Origin of the sequence: Stagnihabitans tardus, from assembly GCF_009925085.1 — a bacterium.
Lineage (GTDB): Bacteria > Pseudomonadota > Alphaproteobacteria > Rhodobacterales > Rhodobacteraceae > Stagnihabitans > Stagnihabitans tardus.
Map to the genome: position 1 here is coordinate 158,701 of NZ_JAABNR010000002.1, position 20,437 is coordinate 179,137.

17 protein-coding genes are annotated in these 20,437 nt (G+C 68.9%); 9 read left to right on the top strand and 8 right to left on the bottom strand.

The genetic code is table 11. The annotated features are described in order from the left end of the window. The first annotated feature begins 20 nt into the window (after positions 1-20). From GV832_RS02560 to GV832_RS02570, 3 genes are all read left to right on the top strand, one after another. Positions 21-1,040: a zinc-dependent alcohol dehydrogenase gene (locus GV832_RS02560; protein ID WP_168773260.1), complete on the top strand. Its 1,020-nt coding sequence runs from the start codon at positions 21-23 to the stop codon at positions 1,038-1,040. Continuing rightward, a complete protein-coding gene (locus GV832_RS02565) occupies positions 1,037-1,906 on the top strand; it encodes a sugar phosphate isomerase/epimerase family protein (RefSeq protein WP_168773261.1) in 870 nt (289 codons plus the stop codon). The genes GV832_RS02560 and GV832_RS02565 overlap by 4 nt, the downstream gene beginning before the upstream one ends. A 165-nt stretch (positions 1,907-2,071) precedes the next feature. After that, on the top strand, positions 2,072-5,299 hold the full coding sequence (locus GV832_RS02570) for a TM0106 family RecB-like putative nuclease (protein WP_168773262.1): 3,228 nt from the start codon (positions 2,072-2,074) through the stop codon (positions 5,297-5,299). Here the strand turns inward: GV832_RS02570 and GV832_RS22280 are convergent. The 3 genes from GV832_RS22280 to GV832_RS02585 are packed head-to-tail and all read right to left on the bottom strand — an operon-like array spanning position 5,289 to position 8,914. Beyond that, a complete protein-coding gene (locus GV832_RS22280) occupies positions 5,289-6,737 on the bottom strand; it encodes a calcium-binding protein (RefSeq protein ID WP_168773263.1) in 1,449 nt (482 codons plus the stop codon). The genes GV832_RS02570 and GV832_RS22280 overlap by 11 nt on opposite strands. Positions 6,738-6,776: 39 nt before the next feature. Further along, the gene (locus GV832_RS02580) at positions 6,777-7,469 is read right to left on the bottom strand and encodes a response regulator (protein WP_168773264.1); all 693 of its coding nucleotides are present in this window, start codon (positions 7,467-7,469) and stop codon (positions 6,777-6,779) included. Beyond that, positions 7,466-8,914: a DUF4118 domain-containing protein gene (locus GV832_RS02585; RefSeq protein WP_168773265.1), complete on the bottom strand. Its 1,449-nt coding sequence runs from the start codon at positions 8,912-8,914 to the stop codon at positions 7,466-7,468. The genes GV832_RS02580 and GV832_RS02585 overlap by 4 nt, the downstream gene beginning before the upstream one ends. A gap of 146 nt (positions 8,915-9,060) precedes the next feature. Between GV832_RS02585 and GV832_RS02590 the strand changes: the two genes are divergently transcribed. After that, a complete protein-coding gene (locus GV832_RS02590; RefSeq protein WP_168773266.1) occupies positions 9,061-10,938 on the top strand; it encodes a potassium transporter Kup in 1,878 nt (625 codons plus the stop codon). A 9-nt stretch (positions 10,939-10,947) separates the two neighbouring features. On the opposite strand, the gene GV832_RS02595 is transcribed toward GV832_RS02590, so the two are convergent. Then, positions 10,948-11,592 (bottom strand): GntR family transcriptional regulator, encoded by a 645-nt coding sequence (locus GV832_RS02595; RefSeq protein ID WP_168773267.1) that lies wholly within the window; start codon positions 11,590-11,592, stop codon positions 10,948-10,950. Between the two features lie 127 nt (positions 11,593-11,719). Between GV832_RS02595 and GV832_RS02600 the strand changes: the two genes are divergently transcribed. From GV832_RS02600 to GV832_RS02620, 5 genes are all read left to right on the top strand, one after another. Continuing rightward, positions 11,720-12,841 carry a cupin domain-containing protein gene (locus tag GV832_RS02600; protein WP_168773268.1) on the top strand — a complete coding sequence of 374 codons (1,122 nt, stop codon included), beginning with the start codon at positions 11,720-11,722 and terminating at the stop codon, positions 12,839-12,841. Between the two features lie 6 nt (positions 12,842-12,847). After that, entirely contained in the window at positions 12,848-13,768 is a 921-nt protein-coding gene (locus GV832_RS02605) for a fumarylacetoacetate hydrolase family protein (RefSeq protein WP_168773269.1), read from the top strand. 74 nt (positions 13,769-13,842) lie between these two features. Next, the gene (locus GV832_RS02610; protein WP_168773270.1) at positions 13,843-14,769 is read left to right on the top strand and encodes a carbon-nitrogen hydrolase family protein; all 927 of its coding nucleotides are present in this window, start codon (positions 13,843-13,845) and stop codon (positions 14,767-14,769) included. Further along, entirely contained in the window at positions 14,766-15,395 is a 630-nt protein-coding gene (locus tag GV832_RS02615; RefSeq protein WP_168773271.1) for a flavin reductase family protein, read from the top strand. Before GV832_RS02610 ends, GV832_RS02615 begins: the two co-directional genes overlap by 4 nt. A 30-nt stretch (positions 15,396-15,425) precedes the next feature. Beyond that, positions 15,426-16,772, top strand: a complete 1,347-nt coding sequence (locus GV832_RS02620) for a DUF6880 family protein (protein ID WP_168773272.1) — start codon at positions 15,426-15,428, stop codon at positions 16,770-16,772. Here the strand turns inward: GV832_RS02620 and GV832_RS02625 are convergent. The 4 genes from GV832_RS02625 to GV832_RS02640 are packed head-to-tail and all read right to left on the bottom strand — an operon-like array spanning position 16,733 to position 20,332. Beyond that, positions 16,733-17,524: a heme ABC transporter ATP-binding protein gene (locus GV832_RS02625; RefSeq protein WP_168773273.1), complete on the bottom strand. Its 792-nt coding sequence runs from the start codon at positions 17,522-17,524 to the stop codon at positions 16,733-16,735. The genes GV832_RS02620 and GV832_RS02625 overlap by 40 nt on opposite strands. Next, positions 17,521-18,489, bottom strand: a complete 969-nt coding sequence (locus tag GV832_RS02630) for a FecCD family ABC transporter permease (RefSeq protein WP_168773274.1) — start codon at positions 18,487-18,489, stop codon at positions 17,521-17,523. Before GV832_RS02630 ends, GV832_RS02625 begins: the two co-directional genes overlap by 4 nt. Next, positions 18,486-19,322 (bottom strand): heme/hemin ABC transporter substrate-binding protein, encoded by an 837-nt coding sequence (locus tag GV832_RS02635; protein WP_168773275.1) that lies wholly within the window; start codon positions 19,320-19,322, stop codon positions 18,486-18,488. Before GV832_RS02635 ends, GV832_RS02630 begins: the two co-directional genes overlap by 4 nt. Further along, positions 19,319-20,332 (bottom strand): hemin-degrading factor, encoded by a 1,014-nt coding sequence (locus tag GV832_RS02640; RefSeq protein WP_168773276.1) that lies wholly within the window; start codon positions 20,330-20,332, stop codon positions 19,319-19,321. Before GV832_RS02640 ends, GV832_RS02635 begins: the two co-directional genes overlap by 4 nt. Between the last annotated feature and the right edge of the window lie 105 nt (positions 20,333-20,437).

Here is a 20,437-nt window from a genome sequence, read left to right on the forward strand (position 1 = left end):
GTGCAACGACGGGGGGCAAAATGCAGGTCATCGAAATCACCGGGCCGCGCAGGGCCCAGGTCAGTGAAAAGCCAGAGCCAAGAGCTGGGGGCGATGTCGTCAAGGTGCAGGTCCTGGTGGCGCCGATGTGCACCGAATGGCAATCCTGGCGCGCGGGCAAGGCCGGGCACGAGCTGGGACACGAGGCCGTTGGCTTGGTCGTCGATGCCGCGCAGTCCAAGCGGCTGAAGGTCGGAGACCGCGTCATCGCCATGCCGCATTGGGGCTGCGGAACCTGCCCCTCCTGCCGCGCGGGGGAGCATATCCACTGCACCCGGCAGCGCGATATCCTGGCCGAGACCGGGTCCTCCTGCGGCCTGGGCGGCTATGCGCAATACCTGATCAAGCCGGACTACCTGCTTTACCCGGTGCCCGAGGATATCTCGACCGACCATGCCGCCATGGCGCTCTGTGCCCTGGGGCCCAGCTTTACCGCCATGCAGCGGATGGGCGTCTCGGAGCGCGACACGGTGCTGGTCTCGGGCTGTGGCGCGGTGGGGCTGGGCGCCGTGATCAATGCCCGCACCCTGGGCGCCCGGGTCATCGCGCTGGAGCCGAACCCCACGCGCGCCGACCTGGCCCGCGCCCTTGGGGCCGAGACGGTCCTTGACCCCCGCAGCCCCGACCTGGAGGCGCAGGTCCAGACCCTGACCGGTGGTTTCGGCGCCGATGCCGCCATCGAGACCTCGAATGTCGAGACCGTGCCACCCCTGGTCATCGAGCTGGTCCGGGCCCGGGGGCGGCTTGCCTTCGTGACCTGGAGCGGCGCCCTGCCGGTGGCGCGGATCACCGGCAAGGGCATCGACATCTTCGGCTGCTGGCACTGGAACCACGACGCCCAGGGCCCGCAGATGATGCAGCGCATCCGCGATGCAAGGCCGCTTCTGGACCGGCTCACCACCCACCGCTTCGCCCTGTCGCAGATCTCCGAGGCCTTTGCCCTGCAAGAGACCGGCGCTTGCGGCAAGGTCCTGCTTTACCCGCAAAGAGATGCGCCATGACCCTGCGCCTCGGAGGCCAGAACATCGCCTATGCGGGCGACCCCGAGGCCTGGGTCCAGGCCCTTGTCGCCTTCGGCTACAACGCCGCCTACATGCCCGATATCTCGATCGACAGCCGGGACGAGATCTCGGCCCTGACCCGGGCGCTGGCCCGGGCCGATATGATCCTGGCCGAGGGGGGCGCCTGGCGGAACCTGATCGCCCATGACCCCGCGCAGCGCCAGGCGAACCTGGACTATGCCTGCCACCAACTGGCCCTGGCCGATGAGCTGGGCGCAAGGACGGTCGTGGCCTTTCACGGCACGGCGGGGCATCCGGGCGATGCCTGGCAGCTCAGCGACAACTACGACTATGGCCCCCATCCCGAAAACCAGACCGAGGCGGGCTTTCAGCGCGCGGTCGACACGGCCCGCGCCATCATCGACGCCGTGCGCCCGAAGCGCTGCAAGTTCTCGCTGGAGATGGTGCCCTGGATGGTGACCGACACGCCCGCGAATTACCTGCGGCTCTTGAAGGCCATCGACCGCCCCGCCTTTGCCGCCCATGTCGATGCCGTCAACATGGTGATCTCGCCCCGGCACTATTTCAACACCGGTGCCATGATCCGCGAGGCCTTTGCCCTTCTTGGCCCCTGGATCGTCTCGTGTCATGCCAAGGACGTGGTGCTGAAGGGCGGCCCGGGACGGATCTCTTTCCACATCGACGAAGTGCCCCCGGGCGAGGGCAACCTGGATTACGCGGCCTATCTGACCGAGATCGCCAAGCTCAGCGGCGAGGTGCCGCTGATGCTGGAACATTTCGACGCCGAGGGCCACCGCCGGGGTCTTGCCCATATCAAGGAGGTCGCCCGCGGTCTGGGTCTTTGACAGGCGGCCCAAGTCGCAGGGCTGGTCGGTGTCGGCAGCAGAACCCCATCGCATGGCCCCTTGCCTGCAAGAGGACCTCGCCGCGCCGATCCTGGTTGCGGACCGGGGGCAAGGGATTGATCTGCCTTGGTTTCCTGATAGTCTTCCCCCATCTGAGAGGGATTGATGCGCGATATTGACGGGCGGCTTTTGTTTTCGGCCAGCGACCTGATGCGGTTCATGGGCTGCGCTCATGCCACCACGCTGGATCTTGCCCGACTGCGCGGCCAGGGGCCCGAACCGCGCGCCGACAGTGCCGATGCTGCGCTTTTGCAGGCCCATGGCGATGCGCATGAACAGGCCCACCTTGGTCGCCTCAAGGCGCAGGGGGCCCAGGTGGTCGAGATGCCTCGGGGCGAGCTCTTCCACGACGCCGAAGCGACGCGGGCCGTGCTGGCCCGGGGCCCCGAGGTGGTCTTTCAGGGCGCGCTTCAGTCCGGCAACTGGGGCGGCTGGTCGGATTTCCTGGTCCGCGTGCCCCGCCCCTCGGCCCTGGGCGATTTCAGCTACGAGGTCACCGACACCAAGCTGAAACGCCGCCCGCATCCGTCGCATGTCCTGCAACTGGTGCTCTATTCCGACCTTTTGGCCCAGGTCCAGGGCCTCATGCCCGCGCAGGCCCATGTCGAGTTGGGCGACGGCTCCCGCGCGACCCTGCGGCTTGCCGATTACGCCGCCTATGCCCGCGCCGCCCGCACCCGGCTTGAAGCTTTTGCGGCGGCGCCGCCCCGGACACGACCGCTCCCCTGTGCCGCCTGCGCCCTGTGCCGCTGGGCTGACCATTGCGCGGACCGCTGGCGGCAAGAGGACAGCCTCTTCACCCTCGCGGGCATCTCCCGCACCCAGGTCAAGCGGCTGGAGGCCAAGGGCATCGCCACCGTCGAGGCCCTGGCCTGCGCGCCCGACCGGGGCGACCGGCTGCAAGCCCAGGCGCGGTTGCAGCACGCCCGCAAGACCGGGGCGCCCGCCTTCCAGCTTCGTCCGCCCGAACCGGGGCGCGGCTTTGCCCTTTTGCCCGCGCCGCAAGAAGGCGACCTGTTCTACGACATCGAGGGCGATCCCCATGTCGAGGGCGGGCTTGAATACCTGCACGGGGTCTGGACCGAGGGCCGGTTCCACGCCTTCTGGGCCCATGACCACGCGGCCGAAGCCCGGGCGCTGACCGACCTTCTGGCCTTTTTCCGCGCCTGGCTGACCCGCTTCCCCAAGGCCCGGATCTATCACTATGCGCCCTATGAAATCACGGCGCTGCGCCGCCTGACCACGAAATACGGACAGGGCGAAGCCTTCCTGGACCGGCTCTTGCGCGAGGGCCGCTTCGTCGACCTTTACGCCGTGGTGCGCGGCGGGATCGTGACCTCGGAGCCCAGCTATTCGATCAAGTCTCTGGAGGTCTTCTATGGCCTCAAGCGGTCCGGAGAGGTCAAGACGGCGGGCGGCTCTGTCGTCGCCTATGAAGCCTGGCGCGAGAGCGGCGACGATGCGATCCTGGCCGAGATTCTGGATTACAACCGGGTCGATTGCGTCTCGACCGAAGGGTTGCGCGACTGGCTGGTGACGATCCGCCCCGAGGCGCCCTGGCCCAGCCCGGGCGAGGATCGCGACACCGACGAGGCGCAGGAGGATGCCGAGGCCAGCGCCCTTCGTGCCCAGCTTGCCCATCTGCCCGAGGACCGGGCGCGGATGCTTTTCGACCTGGGGATGTTCCATCGCCGCGAGGCCAAGCCCGCCTGGTGGGCGATCTTCGACAGCCTGACCCGCGACGACGAGGCCCTGATCGAGGATCTCGACGCCCTGGGCGGCCTGCGCGCGGTGGGGCCGCTCGAGCCGGTCAAGCGCTCTTTCGCCCGGACCTATGACTATCCCCCGCAAGAGACCAAGCTGCGTCCCGGCAAGTCGCCGGTGATCCCCGCGCCCGAGGGTTTCTCGACCGCCACGGTCGAGGCGCTGGACCGCGCCGCCCGTCGCATCACGCTCAAGGTGGGGGCGGCGAAGAAGGAGCTCCTGGCCGATACCCTGACGCTGCATCCCGAAAAGCCCATCGGCGCCGAGGTCATCGCCGAAGCCCTGCGCGACGTGGTCGCCGACCAATGCGGGCCAAGGGCCTATCGCGCCGTCGATGACCTGCTGTCGGCCCGGGCGCCCAGGCTCTCTGTCCCGATGCCAGGGGGCGAGCCCGTCGCCGCCACCATTGCCGCCGTTCAGGCGATGGAGGAGACGGTGCTGCCCATCCAGGGGCCGCCGGGCACCGGCAAGACCCATGTGACGGCACGGGCGATCCTGGCCCTGGTGCGCCAGGGGGCGCGGGTGGGCGTGGCCTCGAGCAGCCACGAGGCGATCACCAATGTCCTCACGGGCTGCCTGAAGGCGCTTTCCGCCTCTGACCCCGACATCACCCTGGCCCACAAGATCGGCACCGAGGACGGCTATCCCGAGGGCTCACCCATCCACCGGGCGACCGCCAATGACGATGCCGTGCTGGGCCGGGCCCAGGTCGTCGGCGGCACGGCCTGGTTCTTTTGCCGGCCCGAGAATGTCCAGGCCTTCGACTGGCTCTTCGTCGACGAGGCGGGCCAGGTCGGGCTGGCCAACATGGCGGCCATGGGGCGGGCGGCGCGCAATCTCGTCCTGGTCGGCGATCCGCAGCAACTGCCCCAGGTGATCCAGGGCGCGCATCCCGATCCGGTCGGGCAATCCTGCCTGGAATGGCTGGCGCAGGGGGCGGCGACGCTGGACCCCTCACGCGGGATCTTCCTTGGCACCTCGCGGCGGATGCATCCCGCGGTCTGCGGGTTCATCTCGGAGCAGGTCTATGACGGGCGGTTGACCAGCCATCCCGATACCGCCCTGCAAGCCGTCGAGGGCTGGAGCCCGGGCGCCTTCTGGGTGCCCGTGGCCCATGAGGGCAACGCGCAGGTGGCACCCGAGGAGGTCGCGGCCATCAAGGCCACCGTGGCGCGCCTGACCGGGGCCCCCTGGACCGACGCCCAGGGCACCCGCCCCCTGCGCGAGGCCGACATCATCGTCGTCGCCCCCTACAACGCCCAGGTCAACGCCCTGCGCGCCGCCCTGCCCGATACGATCCGGGTCGGCACGGTGGACAAGTTCCAGGGCCAGGAGGCGCCGGTCTGCCTGGTCTCGATGACCGCCTCATCGGTCGAAGAAACCCCAAGGGGCATGGAGTTCCTGTTCTCGCTCAACCGGATGAACGTGGCGATCTCGCGCGCCAAGGCGCTGGCCCTGGTCTTTGGCGCGCCCGCGCTGCGGGCCGCCAAATGCGAGACCATCGACCAGATGCGCCTGGTCAACACGCTTTGCGCCTTGCCCGATGGCCCGGGCGAGGTCAGGCGATGATCACGAAGTCATCCGAGGTCAAGGCCAGCCCCGTCGCAAGCTGCGCGAACTGGACGATGCCGCCCGCGCTTCTGCCGTTGGCGTCATAAGAGAGGGCCCCGGTCGCGCTGTCGTAAAGGATGAAGTCGTCGCGGTCGAGCGCCGTGCTGCCCAGGACGAAATTGGCCGCGGCCAGCGGGCCTCCTGCCGGGGCAAGCCTGCGGAAGGTCGCGGCCGAGAGCCAGATTTCGTCGAACCCGACCTGGAAGTCGGTGATCGTGTCGATGGACAGGAAGATCCCGCCCGCGCCGAAGACGAAGGCATCCTCGGTGTCGCCCCCCGTCAGCACATCGGCACCGCCTCCGCCGTCCAGCGTGTCGCGCCCCTCGGCGCCGATCAGCGTGTCGTCGCCCAAGAGCCCGGAAAGAGAGTCCTGGCCATTCATCCCCCGGATCTCGTTTGCCCCGTTGTTGCCGCCCAAAGTGTCGTTGGACTTCGACCCCTGGACATTCTCGACCCCGACATAGACATCGCCCGAAGCATGGCCGACCGTCCCGCCCGTGGCCAGGCTCATGGCCACCGTGGCCCATTCGGGCGAGGAGAGATAGGTCACCCAGTCGGTGCCGGCGCCGCCGTTCAAGAGGTCTGCGCCATCGCCTCCCGCCAGCACGTCATTGCCGTTGCCGCCGTAAAGCGTGTCGTTCAGCGCGCCGCCATCCTCGGCATAGGCGCCGCCGAAAGCCGCGTTCAGCGCGTTGAAAGCATCGGCGGGCGAGAAGTTGACGTTCAGCCCCAGCCAGGCGGAGACGAAGCTGTCCCCCCGTCCTTCGCCGATCAGGAAGTCGTCGCCGCCAAGACCCGAGATACGGTCGGCCCCCTGGCCGCCCACCATCAGGTTGTTGGCGCCGCTGCCGGTCATCGTGTCGGCGCCCTGTCCGCCGATGACGCCCTCGATCGCCCGATAGGTTTTCAGCGCGGCGCCCTGCTGGCCGCTGCCGCCAAGGGTCAGGCTGATCGCGGTGGTTCCCGTATGGGTGACCACGTCGAAGTCCGAACCTCCGTCGAAGGTCATCGAGGTCGCCTCGCTGGCCGTGCTGCCGTCGCGGAACTGGTCACGCCCCGCACCGCCCGAGCCGAAATAGGTCGCCCCGGTGCCGCCAAAGAAGACAGAAAGCCGGTCGTCGCCCGTTCCGCCGTAATGGGCATGGTCGCCCTGCCAGAACGAGACGTCCATCCGGTCATTGCCCGCCTCGCCAAAGGCCACGCCGCCGATCCCGCCCGAGACGCTGTCGTTCCCCTCGCCGAGGTGGATGTCGTAATGCGGGCTGAAGATGCTGACATAGTCATCGCCGCTGAAGGTTGAAGAGAAAAGCGTGTCCCAGGATTGCATGCCGCCGGACGAGATGTTGTCGTCCACGCCAGCCGAGCCGTTGATCGTCCCCATGGTCAAATCCCCCAATCAAATCTCTTGACCAAGAAGCACCCGGGGGCCTTCGAGTCAACGATCTCGTGGGTCTTGAGCCGCGCCGCGATAGCCCACCCCGGGCTCTGTCAGGATCAGCGCGGGGGCCGCCGGATCGGTCTCGACCTTGGCGCGCAACTGGCCGATGAAGACGCGCAGATAGGGCACGTCCTCGACATGGGCGGGGCCCCAGACGCGGGCCAGAAGCTGGCGATGGGTCAGGACACGGCCCGGGGTCTCGGCCAGGGCCAGCAGCAGGTCGAACTCCTTGGGCGTCAGGTGCAGCTCGACCCCGTCGCGGGTGACGCGATGGGCGGCGGGGTCGATGACCAGGGGGCCGAGCCTCAGCCTCGGCTCGCGCCGCAGGGGACGCAGGCAGACGCGCAGCCGCGCCAGAAGCTCGCCGATGGCGAAGGGCTTGGCCACGAAGTCATCGGCGCCCAGGTCCAGCGCCATGATCTTCTCCATCTCCTGATCCCGCGCAGAAAGGACGATCACCGGCAGGTCCGAGGTCTTGCGCAGCGTCTCGATCACCGTCTTGCCGTCGGTGTCCGGCAGGCCCAGGTCCAGGATCACCAGGTCGGGCTTTTGCCGGGTCACCAGGGTCAGGGCCTCGGCCCCCGAGGCGGCGGTGCAGGTGTCATAGCCCGCAGCGGTCAGGGCATGGCCAAGGAACCGCAGGATCTGCGCCTCGTCGTCGACGATCAGGATCAGGGGGCGGGGTGTCATGGGGTCTCGGGCAGGTGAAGGAGGGGCATCCCGTCCGGGGCCGTCAGGCGCCCGCCGAGGTGGCGTGCGATGCCCTTGGCCACGGCAAGACCGAGGCCGCCTTGACCGGGCGCGGGGTGCAGGTCGGGGCCGTCGAGCCAGGCGCGCAACAGGGGCGGCACTCCCTCGCCCGCATCGCTTACTTTCAGCCAAAGGCTGCCGCGGTCGCATTTCCCGCCGATCCGCACCGGGGCCGCGCCATGGGCCAGGCCATTGTCGATCAGGTTGAACAGCGCCTGTTCCAGAAGCCCGCCATCGCTGCGGATCATCGGCAGGGGCGGCAGGGTGATCTCGATCCTGGCGCCGGGAAAGGCCCGCCGGGCACGGGTCGCGGCGGCGAGCGCGATGTCGCCGGGGTCGACCCAATCGCTGCGGGGCGGGGCGCCCAGGTCCAGCCGCGAGAGCTGCAAGAGATTGGCAAGGTGGCGGTTCAGCCGCCCGGCCTCTTCCTCGATCGCGGTCAGAAGATCGGTGCGGGCGGCGGCCGTCAGGGTTGCGTCCAGGTCCCGCAGCGCGCTGGCCGCGCCGAGGATCGTGGCCAGCGGCGTGCGCAGGTCATGGCCGACCGAAGACAGGACGGCCGAACGCGTGGCGAAGGCCTCGGCCCGCAGGCGTTCGGCCCGGGCGTTTTCGGCGAAGTCCAGCCGCTGCAGCGCGGTGCGGGTCTGGTCGGCCAGGGCCGCGATGGCGCGGGCCCGGTGCGGAGCCTCGCGCCCCGAAGGCGCACCATGGCCCAGGGCCAGGTCAGGGGCCAGGGACAGGAAACCCAGGTCCGACCCCGGCCAGCCCGGGGCGGCCGCCGGCTGCGGCTGGCCCGTTCGCAAGCAGCGCTCGGCCCCTGCCAGCGCCGAAGCCGGAAGGCTGGCCAGGCTCTGCGGTGTGACGATCATCGCCGCGCCCGACAGCCGCGCCAGATGCCGCTCGGCCGCCGTCAGCACCTCTGTCGCCGTCTCGGCCCCCATCAGGTCATGGCTCAGTTCCCCCAGCACGACCAGCGCCTCGGCCCGGGTCCGTGCGGCCTCGGCCCGGTCATGCAGCCGCCCCGCCAGCCAGCCCGAAAGCCCCGCCACCAGGAGAAAGACCCATAGCGCGACCAGGTCCTGGACCCGGTCGATGTGAAAGGTGAAGAGCGGCTCGGTGAAGAGGAAGTTCAGCGCGCCAAAGGCCAGGAGCGCGGCGAAAAGCCCGGTCCAGAAGCCGAAGGCCACGGCCGAGACGAGGACTCCGGTCAAGAGGATCAGCGGCACGGTCGCCTCGGTGGCGGGAAGGGCCCAGAGCTCGAGCTGCGCCAGGCCGGCCGTCACCGCGACCAGACCCAGGGCTGCGGCAAGGCCCGCTGGCCTGGGGGCCGGGGGCCATCCGGGCAGGTCTGCGCTCAGGGCGCCGGGGGCGGCTTGCGGGTCCATGGCCCCTGCATGGCCCGCCCGCCCCGGTCCTGTCCATCGTCTTTATGCAATCCTTATGCCGCCCCCCGCCTTCCGCCTCGCATCCTTATGCGGGCTCGGCCCAAAAGAAGGCGTCACCGCAAGCGTGGCGCTGATCCGGACCCGACATGACCCCCTCCACCACTCACAAACCCGGGCTTCTGGCCCTTTCCCTTGCCGCCATCGGCGTCGTCTATGGCGACATCGGCACCTCTCCGCTTTACGCCTTCCGCGAGGCGATGCATGCGGCGGGCGCCAGCCATGGCGGGGTCAGGGTCGAGGATGTGCTGGGCGTCCTGTCGCTGATCACCTGGTCCCTGATGATCATCGTGACTTTCAAATATGTGGCGCTCTTGATGCGGGCCGACAACCAGGGTGAGGGCGGGACCCTGTCTCTCCTCGCCCTGGCCGAGCGCAGCCTGGGCGGGCGGCGGCCGCTGGTCCTGGCGATGGGCCTGTTCGGCGCGGCGCTGTTTTACGGCGATGCGGCCCTGACCCCCGCCGTCTCGGTCCTGTCTGCGGTCGAGGGCCTGAGCCTCGTGACCACGGCCTTCGACCCCTATATCCTGCCGATCTCGATGGCGATCATCGTCGGGCTCTTCCTGGTGCAGGCCCGGGGGACAGAGGCCGTGGCGCGGTTCTTCGGCCCCATCACCCTGGTCTGGTTCCTGGTGATCGGGCTTGGCGGAACCATGCAGATCGTGGCCGAGCCCCGGGTGCTGGAGGCGCTGAACCCCTGGGCCGCGGTGCAGTTCCTTGCGGGCAATGGCAAGTTGGGCCTGATCGTGCTGGGCGCGGTCTTTCTGGCCGTCACCGGGGCCGAGGCGCTTTATGCCGACATGGGCCACTTTGGCCGCAAGCCCATCCAGCTTGCCTGGATCTTCGTGGCCCTGCCCGCGCTGCTTTTGAACTATTACGGCCAGGGCGCGCTGGTCCTGGCCGACCCTGCGGCGATGGAGAACCCCTTCTTCCGGGTTTTCCCCGAGACCCTGCTTCTGCCGGTGGTCATCCTGGCCACCGCCGCCACGATCATCGCCAGCCAGGCCGTGATCTCGGGCGCCTTTTCCTTGACCCGGCAGGCGATCCAGTTGCGGCTTCTGCCCCGGATGCGCATCCGCCACACCTCGGACGCGCAGGAGGGTCAAATCTTCATGCCCGCCGTCAACCAGATGCTGCTGGTCGCTGTCCTCGTCCTGGTCGTGACCTTCGGCAGCTCTTCGGCCCTGGCCTCGGCCTATGGCATCGCCGTCACCGGAACGATGGTGGTCACCGCCACGCTGGCGATGATCGTGGCGCACAAGCACTGGGGCCTGTCCAAGACCCTGGCCGTGGCGCTTTTCGCACCGCTTCTGGCGCTGGACCTGGTGTTCTTCGGCGCCAACCTGTTGAAACTCTTCGAAGGCGGCTGGCTGCCCCTGGGGCTGGCCATGCTGGTGGTGATCGTGATGACCTCCTGGATCAAGGGCACGGGCGTGGTGCTGGGCAAAGAGGCCCAGGGCGAGATGAGCCTTGAGAAGCTGATCCGCCACCTGGGCGCCAAGCCCCTGCCGCAGGTGCCAGGGACGGCGGTCTTCCTGACCTCGGACCCGGACTATGCCCCTGCTGCCCTCTTGCACTCGCTCAAGCACTTCAAGGTCCTGCACGAGCAGAACGTGATCCTGACCATCCGCACCGCCGATATCCCCCGGGTGGCCGCCGAGGACCGGGTGCAGATGGTGGACCTGGCGCCGGGCTTCCGCCAGGTGACCCTGACCTGGGGCTATGCCGAGGAACCCGACGTCCCCGAGGGCCTGGCGCTCTGCCGCAAGCTGGGGTGGAAGTTCGACATCATGTCGACCTCCTTCATCCTGTCGCGGCGGTCCCTGCGCCTGTCGTCGCGGCGCGAGATCCCGGCCTGGATGGCGCGGCTCTTCATCCTGATGGCGCGCAACTCGGCCCCGGCTTCGGACTACTTCCGCATCCCGGCGGGGCGGGTGGTGGAATTGGGGACCCAGGTCAATGTCTGACCTCCCCTGTCAAGCGCCGTGCCGGGCGCGGATCGTCGCCGCCGTCGCCTCGTAATGCTGCACCAGAAGGCGGTTGGCCAGGGTCTCGTCCCTGGCCAAAGCCGCATCGGCCAGGGCCGCATGTTCGGCCACCAGGTCGCGCCCGCCACCCCCCGCGCCGCCCACCAGCACGGGCAGGCGGTAGCGGTCGGTCGCCATGTAAAGCTGCTCGAAGAAATCCAGCATCCAGCGCGACCCGCAGGCCGACAGCAGCGCGCGGTGAAAGGCGTGGTGGCGGGTTTCAAGCTCCCAGATGTCGCCGCCCGACCGCTCGGCCTGAAGTTTCAGCGCATAGGTCGCCGCCACGAGCTGTGCCGCCCAGTCATCCCCCCCCAGCCGCAACGATAGCCGCAGCGCCTCGGTCTCGATCACCAGCCGCGTGCGCAGGGCATCCTCGAACTCGGCCAATGACAGCTCGGACACCCGGAACCCCCGCAGCGATTCCGAGATCACCAGCCTTTCGCCCTGCAACCGGCTCAGCGCCTCGCGCAGCGGCGAAAAGCCCATGTCATAGCGCGCCGAGAGATCGGCCATCTTCAGCGCCCCGCCGGGCTTCAGATCGCCGCGCACGATGTCGTTGCGCAGCGACAGATAGGCCTTTTCCGCAAGTGTCATCGGTCACCTTCCCCTTGCCCGCAGGATAGGGAGCTTCCGCCGCCAATGCAAACCCGAGATTTTCGAAAATCCTTGTTGCAATCGAAAATGCATTCAGGCAGCATCGATGAAACTCAAGGAGGGCAGGATGGCCGTTCAACGCGAGAACCACCGGGAAGACGTCGCCGGTCGTGCCAATGTCGAGGACACGCCCGAGCTTCTGGCCTATTACGACGCGCTTGACCGTCACCACGCGGGCGCGCTCTGGACCGTGGCCAACAAGATCGAACCCTGGGAGCCGAAGTCGCAATCGGTCCCCGTGGTCTGGCGCTATCGCGATCTGCGCGACCATGTCCTGCGCTCCATCGACCTGGTGACGCCGGAAAAGGCGGGGCGGCGGGTGATCTACCTGAACAACCCGGGGCGGACCGATGTGGCGGCGGCGGTGGGCTGGATCTATGCGGGGCTCCAGGTGATGAAGCCCGGAGAGGTCGCCAGCGCCCACCGCCATTCCGCCAGCGCGATCCGCTTCATCATGGAGGGGACGGGGGCCTATACCGTCGTCGATGGCCACAAGATGACCCTGGGCGCCAATGACTTCGTCCTGACCCCCAACGGCACCTGGCACGAACACGGCGTCTCGGCCGAGGGCTCGACCTGCCTCTGGCAAGACGGGCTGGATATTCCCTTCGTCAACGCGATGGAGGCGAATTTCTACGAGGTCCATCCCGATCTGCGCCAGGCCGTGGGCCATCCGGTCGATGACATGACCAAGACCTGGGGCAATGCCGGTCTGACGCCCTCGGGCGGGGATTGGCAAAAGGGCTACAGCCCGATGTTCAAATACGAATGGGCGCCGACCTATGAGGCCCTGGGCCGCTATGCCCTCTGCACCGATGGCTCGCCCTTCGACGGGGTGATGATGGACTACGTCAACCCCGTGACGAACGGCCCGGTGATGCGCACGCTTGGCGCCTCGATGCAGATGCTGCGCCCCGGTGAGCACACCAAGGCCCATCGCCACACCGGCAGCTACCTTTACCACGTCGCCAAGGGGCGCGGCTATTCGGTGATCAACGGCCAGCGCTTCGATTGGCAAGAGCGCGACATTTTCTGCGTGCCCTCCTGGGCCTGGCATGAACATGTCAACCTGGACGACCGCGACGACGCCTGCCTCTTCTGCCTCTCGGACCTGCCGGTGATGCGCGCCCTCGGGTTCTACCGCGAAGAGGCCTTTTCCGACAACCACGGCCATCAGCCGGTGAAGTGAGAGCCCATGAAACTCGTGACCTATCGTGCCGATATCGAAGCGGCAGCAAGCCTGGGCGTCCTGGTCGGTGACCTGGTCGTCGATGTCGCCACCCTGGGCGAGGCCTGCGGCGAGCCCCTGCCGGGCTCCATGCTTGACCTGATCGACGCGGGCCAGCCCGGTCTTTGGGCGGTGCAGGATTGCCTGGACCGCGTGGACGGGCGCTTTCCGATCCATTCCGCGACGGCCCTGGCCAATGTGACCCTGCTGGCGCCAATCCCTCGACCCCGCAAGAATATCTTCGGCATCGGGCTGAACTATCTCGACCATGTCGCCGAAAGCGCCCGCGCGCTCGACACCAACAAGGACCTGCCCAAGCAGCCGGTGATCTTCTCCAAGCCGCCGACCTCGGTCATCGGCCCGGATCAGCCCATCGAGCACAACGCCAGGATCACCCGTCAGCTGGACTGGGAGGTGGAACTCGCCGTCATCATCGGCACCCGCGCGCGGCGCGTGACGACCGGGGCGGCGCTGTCGCATGTCTTCGGCTATTCGGTGATGATCGACGTCTCGGCCCGCGACAACCGCCGCGCCGGCCAGTGGATCTATTCCAAGGGCCAGGACAGCTTCGCCCCCTTCGGCCCGGTGATCGTCACCGCCGACGAGATCCCGGACCCGCAGGTCCTCGACCTCTGGCTGACGGTGAACGGGGTCGAGAAACAGCGCTCGAACACCGCCAAGATGCTCTTCAAGGTCAATGAGCTGATCGCCGACATCAGCCAGGGCATCACGTTGGAGCCCGGCGACATCATCGCCTCGGGCACGCCCGAGGGCGTGGGGGCGGGGCGCGACCCGCAGGAATGGCTCTGGCCGGGCGATGTGGTCACGGCCTGCGTCGAGGGCATCGGCACGCTCCGCCACCCCGTCGTGAACGCCACGCCCGACTGACCCCTTGGCTTTCACATTTGCCCAAATACTCTCTTTGCGCCCCCTCCCGGCGCGCTGACATCGGAGACCAAGCGATGACCCCTTTCAAAGCCGCCGTCGTGCAGATGGCCTCGGTCCCCGGCGATCCCATGGCCACGGCCCAGGCCGCCGCCGCCCGCCTGCGCGAGGCGGCATCCCAGGGCGCCCGGCTGATCGTTTTCCCCGAGGCGCTGGTGGGCGGCTATCCCAAGGGCGCCAGTTTCGGCGCGCCCATCGGCATGCGCAAACCCGAGGGCCGCGCGGCCTTTGCCCGCTATCACGCCGCTGCCATCGACCTCGAGGGCCCCGAGGTCGCCTGCCTCGCGGAAGCCAGCGCCGAGACCGGTGCCTTCGCCGTGTTGGGCGTCATCGAGCGCGACGGCGCCACGCTTTACTGCACCGTCCTCTATTTCGACGGGGCCAAGGGCCTGGTGGGCAAGCACCGCAAGCTGATGCCCACCGCCGGAGAGCGGCTGATCTGGGGCTTTGGCGATGGCTCCACCCTGCCGGTCTTCCAGACCGAGATGGGGACCGTGGGCGCGGTGATCTGCTGGGAGAATTACATGCCCGCCCTTCGGATGCACATGTATCACCAGGGCGTCAGCCTCTATTGCGCCCCCACGGCGGACGACCGCGACACCTGGGCGCCCACGATGCAGCACATCGCGCTGGAGGGCCGGACCTTCGTGCTTTCCGCCTGCCAATACATCACCCGCGCCGCCTATGGTCCCGACCACGAAAGCGCCCTGGGCGATGCGCCCAGCACGGTGATGATGCGCGGCGGCTCGGTCATCGTCTCGCCCCTGGGTCGCATCCTCGCCGGCCCCGATTTCAGCGGCGAGACCATTCTTTACGCCGAGATCGACCCGTCAGAGGTCCTGCGCGCCAAGTTCGATTTCGACGTGACCGGCCATTACGCCCGGCCGGATGTCTTTCAGCTGGTCGTGGACACCGAGGCGAAACCCGCCGTGCGGGTCAAATGAGATACGACCTCGAGACCCTCCCCGAGCGCATCGCCTACAAGCTTCTGGCTGCGACGACCGTGCCGCGCCCGATCGCCTGGGTCGTGACGCTGGACCGCGAGGGGCGCCGCAATGCCGCGCCCTATTCCTTCTTCAACATCATGGGCTCGGCCCCGCCCACGGTGGCGCTTGGGATCATGGCCGATCCGCGCGGGCTGAAGGACACGGCCCAGAACATCGCCGACATGGGCGAGTTCGTCATCAACCTCGTGCCCGAGCGGCTGGTGGGCGCGATGAACCAGACCGCCATCGATGCCCCGCGCGGGGTGGATGAGTTGGCCCTGGCCGGGCTGGAAACCCTGGCCTCGACCCATGTCGCCCCGCCCCGCATCGCCGAAAGCCCGGTGGCCTATGAATGCCGCCTGGTGCAGATGGTCGAGACCGGGCCGCACCAGGTCCTGGTCATCGGTCGCGTCCTGGCCGTGCATATCGCGGACCGCTTCCTGATCGACCCCGCCCGCGCCCATATCGACACGCCCGCCCTGGACCTCGTCGCGCGCGGCTTCGGCGCGACCTATCTGCGCGCCCAGGACAGCTTTCAGCTGGAGCGTCCGACCTGGCCTCTGGCAGCGCCCCCCGGCGGCTGATAGCGTCACGGCCAAAGACAGGGAAGACCCATGGCCGCCAAGACCACGCTGAACGCCAAGAACCTGGAAGCCCTGGGCGCGGCGCGGCTGGCGGAACTGCTGATCGAGGTTTCGACCGGATCGGCCCTGGCGAAAAGGCGGCTGCGGCTGGAGCTTGCGGGCGCCCAAAGCCCGAAAGAGGCCGCGCGCGAGATCGCCAAGCGCCTGTCCACCATCGCCACCGCAAGGGCCCGGATCGGCTGGCGCAGCCGCAAGGGGCTGGTGGCCGATCTTGATGGCCAGCTTCAGGCCATCGCCCGCCTCTCGCCCCAAGACCCGACCGAGGCGCTCGCCCTGACCTGGCGGCTCCTCCAGATCGCGCCCTCGATCTTCCGGCGCTGCGAGGATACCGGCGGCACGGTGGTGGCCGTCTTCCACCGGGCCTGTGCGCTGCTCGGAGAGCTTGCCCCCAGGGACCGGCCCGAAGCCCTGGCCGAAGAGGTGCTGGAGGCGCTCCAAGAGAACCTCGACGGGCAATATGACCCGCTGATCCCCTGCCTGGCCCCGGCTTTGGGGGCTGTGGGCCTCGCCCATCTCAAGACCTTGGTGCAGGCCCTGCCCGTGCCGAGCGGCGCCAGCGACCTGGCCACCCGCACCCGCCGCGCCATCGTCCGCATGGCCCTGCAGGACATCGCCGATGTGCAGGGCGACGTCGATGCCTTCATCTCCCAATACGGCCCCGCCCACCTCGCCCAGCCGCAGATCGCCACCGAGATCGCCCAGCGCCTTGTGACCCAGGGCCGCCTGACCGAGGCGCTGGAGGCGCTTGACCGCGCCGCCCCCGGCGATGCGCCCTGGGCCGAGGCCCGGCTTGCGGTGCTGGAGGCCCTGGGCCGCCAGCCCGAGGCTCAGGCCTTCCGGCTTGACCGCTTCCGCCAGGGCCTGTCAGCGGCGCCCCTGCGAGCCTACCTGAAGAAACTCCCGGATTTCGAGGATATCGATGCCGAAGAGCGCGAGCTTTCCTATGTCGCCGCCCATCCCGACCCGATCCTGGCGCTGGATTTCCTGATCCAATGGCCCGACCTTCCCCGCGCCGCCGCCCTTGTCCTGCGGCAGAGCCTCGACGGCGACCGCTACGAGGTCCTGACCCCCGCCGCCGAGGCCCTGTCGGACCGCTTCCCCCTGTCAGCGACCCTGGCCCTGCGGGCGATGATCGGCTTTACCCTGGGGGCGGGCCGTTCCGCCCGCTACCCCCATGCCGCCCGCCACCTGACCCATGCGGCCGAAATCGCGCCCCATGTCGAGGATTGGCAGGGCCATCCCAGCCACGAGGTCTATGCGGCGGGGCTAAGGCGCGATCACGCGCGCAAGGCGGGGTTCTGGCGGGCGCTGGGCTGAACGGCCTGGACCAAAAGGAAGGGCCCCTCGGGCGGCAGGCGGTTCAAGGGCGCCTCGCAGCCATAGACCCGGGCGATCAGCGCATCGGACATGACCTCTGACGGAGCCCCATCGGCCACCAGCGCCCCCTGGTGCAGCACGAGGATACGGTCGGCGCCCCGGAAGGCCAGATTCAGGTCATGCAGCACGACCAGCGCGCCGCCCCCTGCCGCTGCAAAGGCCCTCGCCCGGTCGATCACCGCGACCTGATGCGCGAGGTCAAGGCTCGAGACCGGCTCGTCCAGCATCAGCCAAAAGGGCTCCAGCCCGGTTTCCGCCTGGGCCAGGGCGCGGGCCAGGTGCATCCTCTGCGCCTCGCCGCCTGACAGTTCCATCGCGTTGCGGTGGGCGAAACCCTTGAGCCCGACCTCGGAGAGGAGGGCGGCGATCCGGGCGGGGGGCAGGGGGCGGGAGGCGCCCAGGGCCACGATATCCTCGACCGGGAAGGGGAAGGCCAGCGTGGTTTCCTGCGCCATCACCGCGCGGCGGAGCGCGAGCTGCGGGGCGGGGATTTGGCGGATATCCTGGCCGTTCAGCAGCACCTGGCCGTCAAAGGGCAGGGTGCCCGACAGCGCGGCCAGAAGCGAGGATTTGCCCGAGCCATTGGGGCCGATCAGGACGGTGACCTCGCCGGGATGAAGCCGCAGGGTCAGGTCATTCAGAACCGGGCGGCCCGCGCGGTGCAGGGTCAGGTTGCGGGCTTCCAGCGTCATGCGCGCCTCCGCAAAAGGATGTGAAGGAAGACCGGCGCCCCGATCAGCGCGGTCAGGATGCCGATGGGCAGCTCGGCGGGGGCGGTCAGGACGCGGGCCAGGACATCGGCCAGGACAAGGAGCGCGCCTCCCCCTAGCGCGGCCAGGGGCAGGATCGCCCGGTGGCCCGGCCCCAGCGCCAGCCGCAGAAGATGCGGCACCACGACGCCGATAAAGCCGATCCCCCCCGCCAGCGAAACGGCGGCCCCCGTGGCCAGGGCGGTCATCACGATGGCCAGGACCTTCAGGCGTTCCACCCGGTGGCCCATGTGAAAGGCCGCGGCCTCTCCAAGCGCCAGGGCATCCAGCCCCCGGGCCAGGCGCGGGGCGAGGAGCAGCACCGGCAGGATCACCAGGGCCCCCAGCCCGACCTTTTGCCAGGTCGCGCCTCCCAAGGAGCCCATCGACCAATAGGACAGGTCGCGCAGCTGCCGGTCATCGGCCATGGTGACCAAAAGCCCGGTGACCGCGCCCCCCAGAGCTGAAAGCGCGATCCCGGCCAGAAGCAGCCGCGCGATATCGGTCCGTCCGCCGCTCTGCGCGATCCGCGCCAGAAGCGCCACCGCGCCCCAGCCGCCCAGGAAGGCCGTCCCCATGACGACCCAAGGCCCCGAGCCACCGAGCACGATCCCCACCACCGCGCCCAGGGCCGCCCCGGGCCCCACCCCGATCACCCCCGGGTCCGCCAAGGGATTGCGGAAGAGCGCCTGCATCAGCACGCCCGAGACCGCGAGGCCGCCCCCCACCAAAAGCCCCAGCATCAGCCGGGGCAGGCGGATGTCCCAGAGAACCAGGCTTTCCTGCGCAGAGAGCCCGGTCCGCAGGCCCTCCGCCAGCCGCAGGGGGGAAAGCCCGGTGGCCCCGGTCCCCAGGGCCAGGAGAACCACTCCCAGCAACGCCAGGGGCGCCAGGCGCTGCGCGGTCATCCCTTGGCCCCGTAAAGCGCGGTGTTCAGCGCAATCGCGGCCTCTCCGGTGCGGGGGCCGAAGCCCAAAAGGAAGATCCCGTCCATCGAGATCACCCGCCCGGCCAGCCCTGCCGAGGTCTGGCCCAGGGCGGGATGGGCCGCGATCATCTCGGGCGTGATCGACAGCTCGCCCTCGCGGTCCATGACCAGGATGGCCCCAGGGTTGGCGGCCAGGACGGCCTCGTCGGTCATCGGCTTGAAACCGGTGAAGCCCGTGGCGGCATTGATGCCCCCGGCCAGCGCGATGATCCCCTCGGCCGAAGAGCCCGCTCCGCCCGCCATGACCGACCCGCCTTGCAGCGACAGGACAAAGAGCACCGATTGCGGCGCGGTGACGGCGGCGGCCAGGGCCGCAGCGCGGTCGAGGTCGGCCTGGACCTTGGCCAGCAGGGCCTCTGCGCTCAGCCCCAGGGCCTCGGCGGTGGCGGTGATCTTGGCCAGGACCCCCGGCCCATCGGTCGCGCCCGGCAGGGTGACGAAGCGCGGACCGGCGGCCTTCAGGACCTCGACCACCGGAGGAGGGCCGGCGTCTTCCTCGGCCAGGATCAGGTCGGGGGCCAGGGACAGGACCCCCTCCGCCGACAGCGCCCGGACATAGCCGACATCGGGCAGGGCCAGGAGGCTCGCGGGATAGGTCGAGGTCGTGTCCCGGCCCACCAGCTGCCCCTCGGCCCCCAAGGCCGCCACGATCTCGGCGATGGAGCCGCCCAGGACCACGACACGGGGCGTGGCAGCAAAGGCGGGCAGGGCGACAAGGCAAGAGCCCAAAAGGACAGCGCGGCGCGAGATCATGCGAAGGCCTCCTCCAGGTGCGGCAGGGCCTCGACCATGGCATTCCAGGCCTCGCCCGTGCGGTCCTTGCGATAGGCGAAGATCTGCAGGATCAGCTCTCCGTCGGCGTCGAAGGCCTCGATGGAGACGGCGGGGCCAGTGGCGGTGGGCTTGACCACATGCCAGACCTCGGCAATCCGGTCGCCGCGCAGGTGCAGGTTGAAACGCGGGTCCATGATGTTGATCCAGGGGCCCATGAGGGTCGTCTTGCCGATCGGGCCGGAGTGGATCTGGATGCAGCCCGCATTGCCGACAAAGATCATGACCGGGATTTCCGAGAAGGCCGCCAGCTCCAGCGCCGCCAGGACCGCGCCCTTTTGCAGCGGCCGCGCATGGGGCGCGCCCGCGATGCGGTTGGCGCCGAGGCGGTTCATGCCCAGGTCCTTGACCATCCCCAGGAACTGGTGGCTGTCCGTCATCGCGGCCCAGGCCTTGCGCAGCGCCTCGGCCCTTTGGGCATCGCCGCGCGCGGGCTCCACCGCCGCGCGGGGGGAGAAGTCGGGCATCGCCCCCGGCACGGCCAGCGCCGCCACCAGCCGGTCAAACCCCGCGACATCCGAGGCCGCCGTCAGGTGGATCTTGTGGACCGCATCCCCCGCCGCATCGAAGACCTGGATCGAGCGCTTGTCGCCCTCTTCCACGGCATAGGCATGGACCCAGTGCTTGGCGAAGATCCGCAGGTCGATCTCGGGCGAGAGCACCATCTGCGCCCAAGTGCCGGAGTGATAGGGCCGGTAGACCCCCTTGCGCTCATGCACGCAGTTGCGGTTGCGCGTGAGCGCCATGACATCACCCAGCTCGCCCACCAGGGGAATCAGCTGATCGGGATGGGGCGCCAAGGCGGTGACGCCATGGCCGAGATGGGCCGCGACAAGGGCGGCCTCGGGCAGTCCATGGGCCTCGGCCAGGTCACGGGCGCGGGTTTTCGGGTTCTCGGCGCGCCGGGTGCGCAGGGCAGCGGAATCGACCATGGGTCCTCCAGAAGGATGGGGGCGCGTCTGGCGGAAGGCTGGTGCGCGGGGATACTTGACAATTTCTGTCGGATTCTCTACTTCCCTATTCCTGACAAATCAAGT

Bases quoted from the DNA above. Each gene is read 5' to 3' on its own strand.
- GV832_RS02560 (WP_168773260.1), top strand. From the start codon at position 21: ATGCAGGTCATCGAAATCACCGGGCCGCGCAGGGCCCAGGTCAGTGAA.
- GV832_RS02565 (WP_168773261.1), top strand. From the start codon at position 1,037: ATGACCCTGCGCCTCGGAGGCCAGAACATCGCCTATGCGGGCGACCCC.
- GV832_RS02570 (WP_168773262.1), top strand. From the start codon at position 2,072: ATGCGCGATATTGACGGGCGGCTTTTGTTTTCGGCCAGCGACCTGATG.
- GV832_RS02580 (WP_168773264.1), bottom strand. From the start codon at position 7,469: ATGACACCCCGCCCCCTGATCCTGATCGTCGACGACGAGGCGCAGATC.
- GV832_RS02585 (WP_168773265.1), bottom strand. From the start codon at position 8,914: ATGGACCCGCAAGCCGCCCCCGGCGCCCTGAGCGCAGACCTGCCCGGA.
- GV832_RS02590 (WP_168773266.1), top strand. From the start codon at position 9,061: ATGACCCCCTCCACCACTCACAAACCCGGGCTTCTGGCCCTTTCCCTT.
- GV832_RS02595 (WP_168773267.1), bottom strand. From the start codon at position 11,592: ATGACACTTGCGGAAAAGGCCTATCTGTCGCTGCGCAACGACATCGTG.
- GV832_RS02600 (WP_168773268.1), top strand. From the start codon at position 11,720: ATGGCCGTTCAACGCGAGAACCACCGGGAAGACGTCGCCGGTCGTGCC.
- GV832_RS02605 (WP_168773269.1), top strand. From the start codon at position 12,848: ATGAAACTCGTGACCTATCGTGCCGATATCGAAGCGGCAGCAAGCCTG.
- GV832_RS02610 (WP_168773270.1), top strand. From the start codon at position 13,843: ATGACCCCTTTCAAAGCCGCCGTCGTGCAGATGGCCTCGGTCCCCGGC.
- GV832_RS02615 (WP_168773271.1), top strand. From the start codon at position 14,766: ATGAGATACGACCTCGAGACCCTCCCCGAGCGCATCGCCTACAAGCTT.
- GV832_RS02620 (WP_168773272.1), top strand. From the start codon at position 15,426: ATGGCCGCCAAGACCACGCTGAACGCCAAGAACCTGGAAGCCCTGGGC.
- GV832_RS02625 (WP_168773273.1), bottom strand. From the start codon at position 17,524: ATGACGCTGGAAGCCCGCAACCTGACCCTGCACCGCGCGGGCCGCCCG.
- GV832_RS02630 (WP_168773274.1), bottom strand. From the start codon at position 18,489: ATGACCGCGCAGCGCCTGGCGCCCCTGGCGTTGCTGGGAGTGGTTCTC.
- GV832_RS02635 (WP_168773275.1), bottom strand. From the start codon at position 19,322: ATGATCTCGCGCCGCGCTGTCCTTTTGGGCTCTTGCCTTGTCGCCCTG.
- GV832_RS02640 (WP_168773276.1), bottom strand. From the start codon at position 20,332: ATGGTCGATTCCGCTGCCCTGCGCACCCGGCGCGCCGAGAACCCGAAA.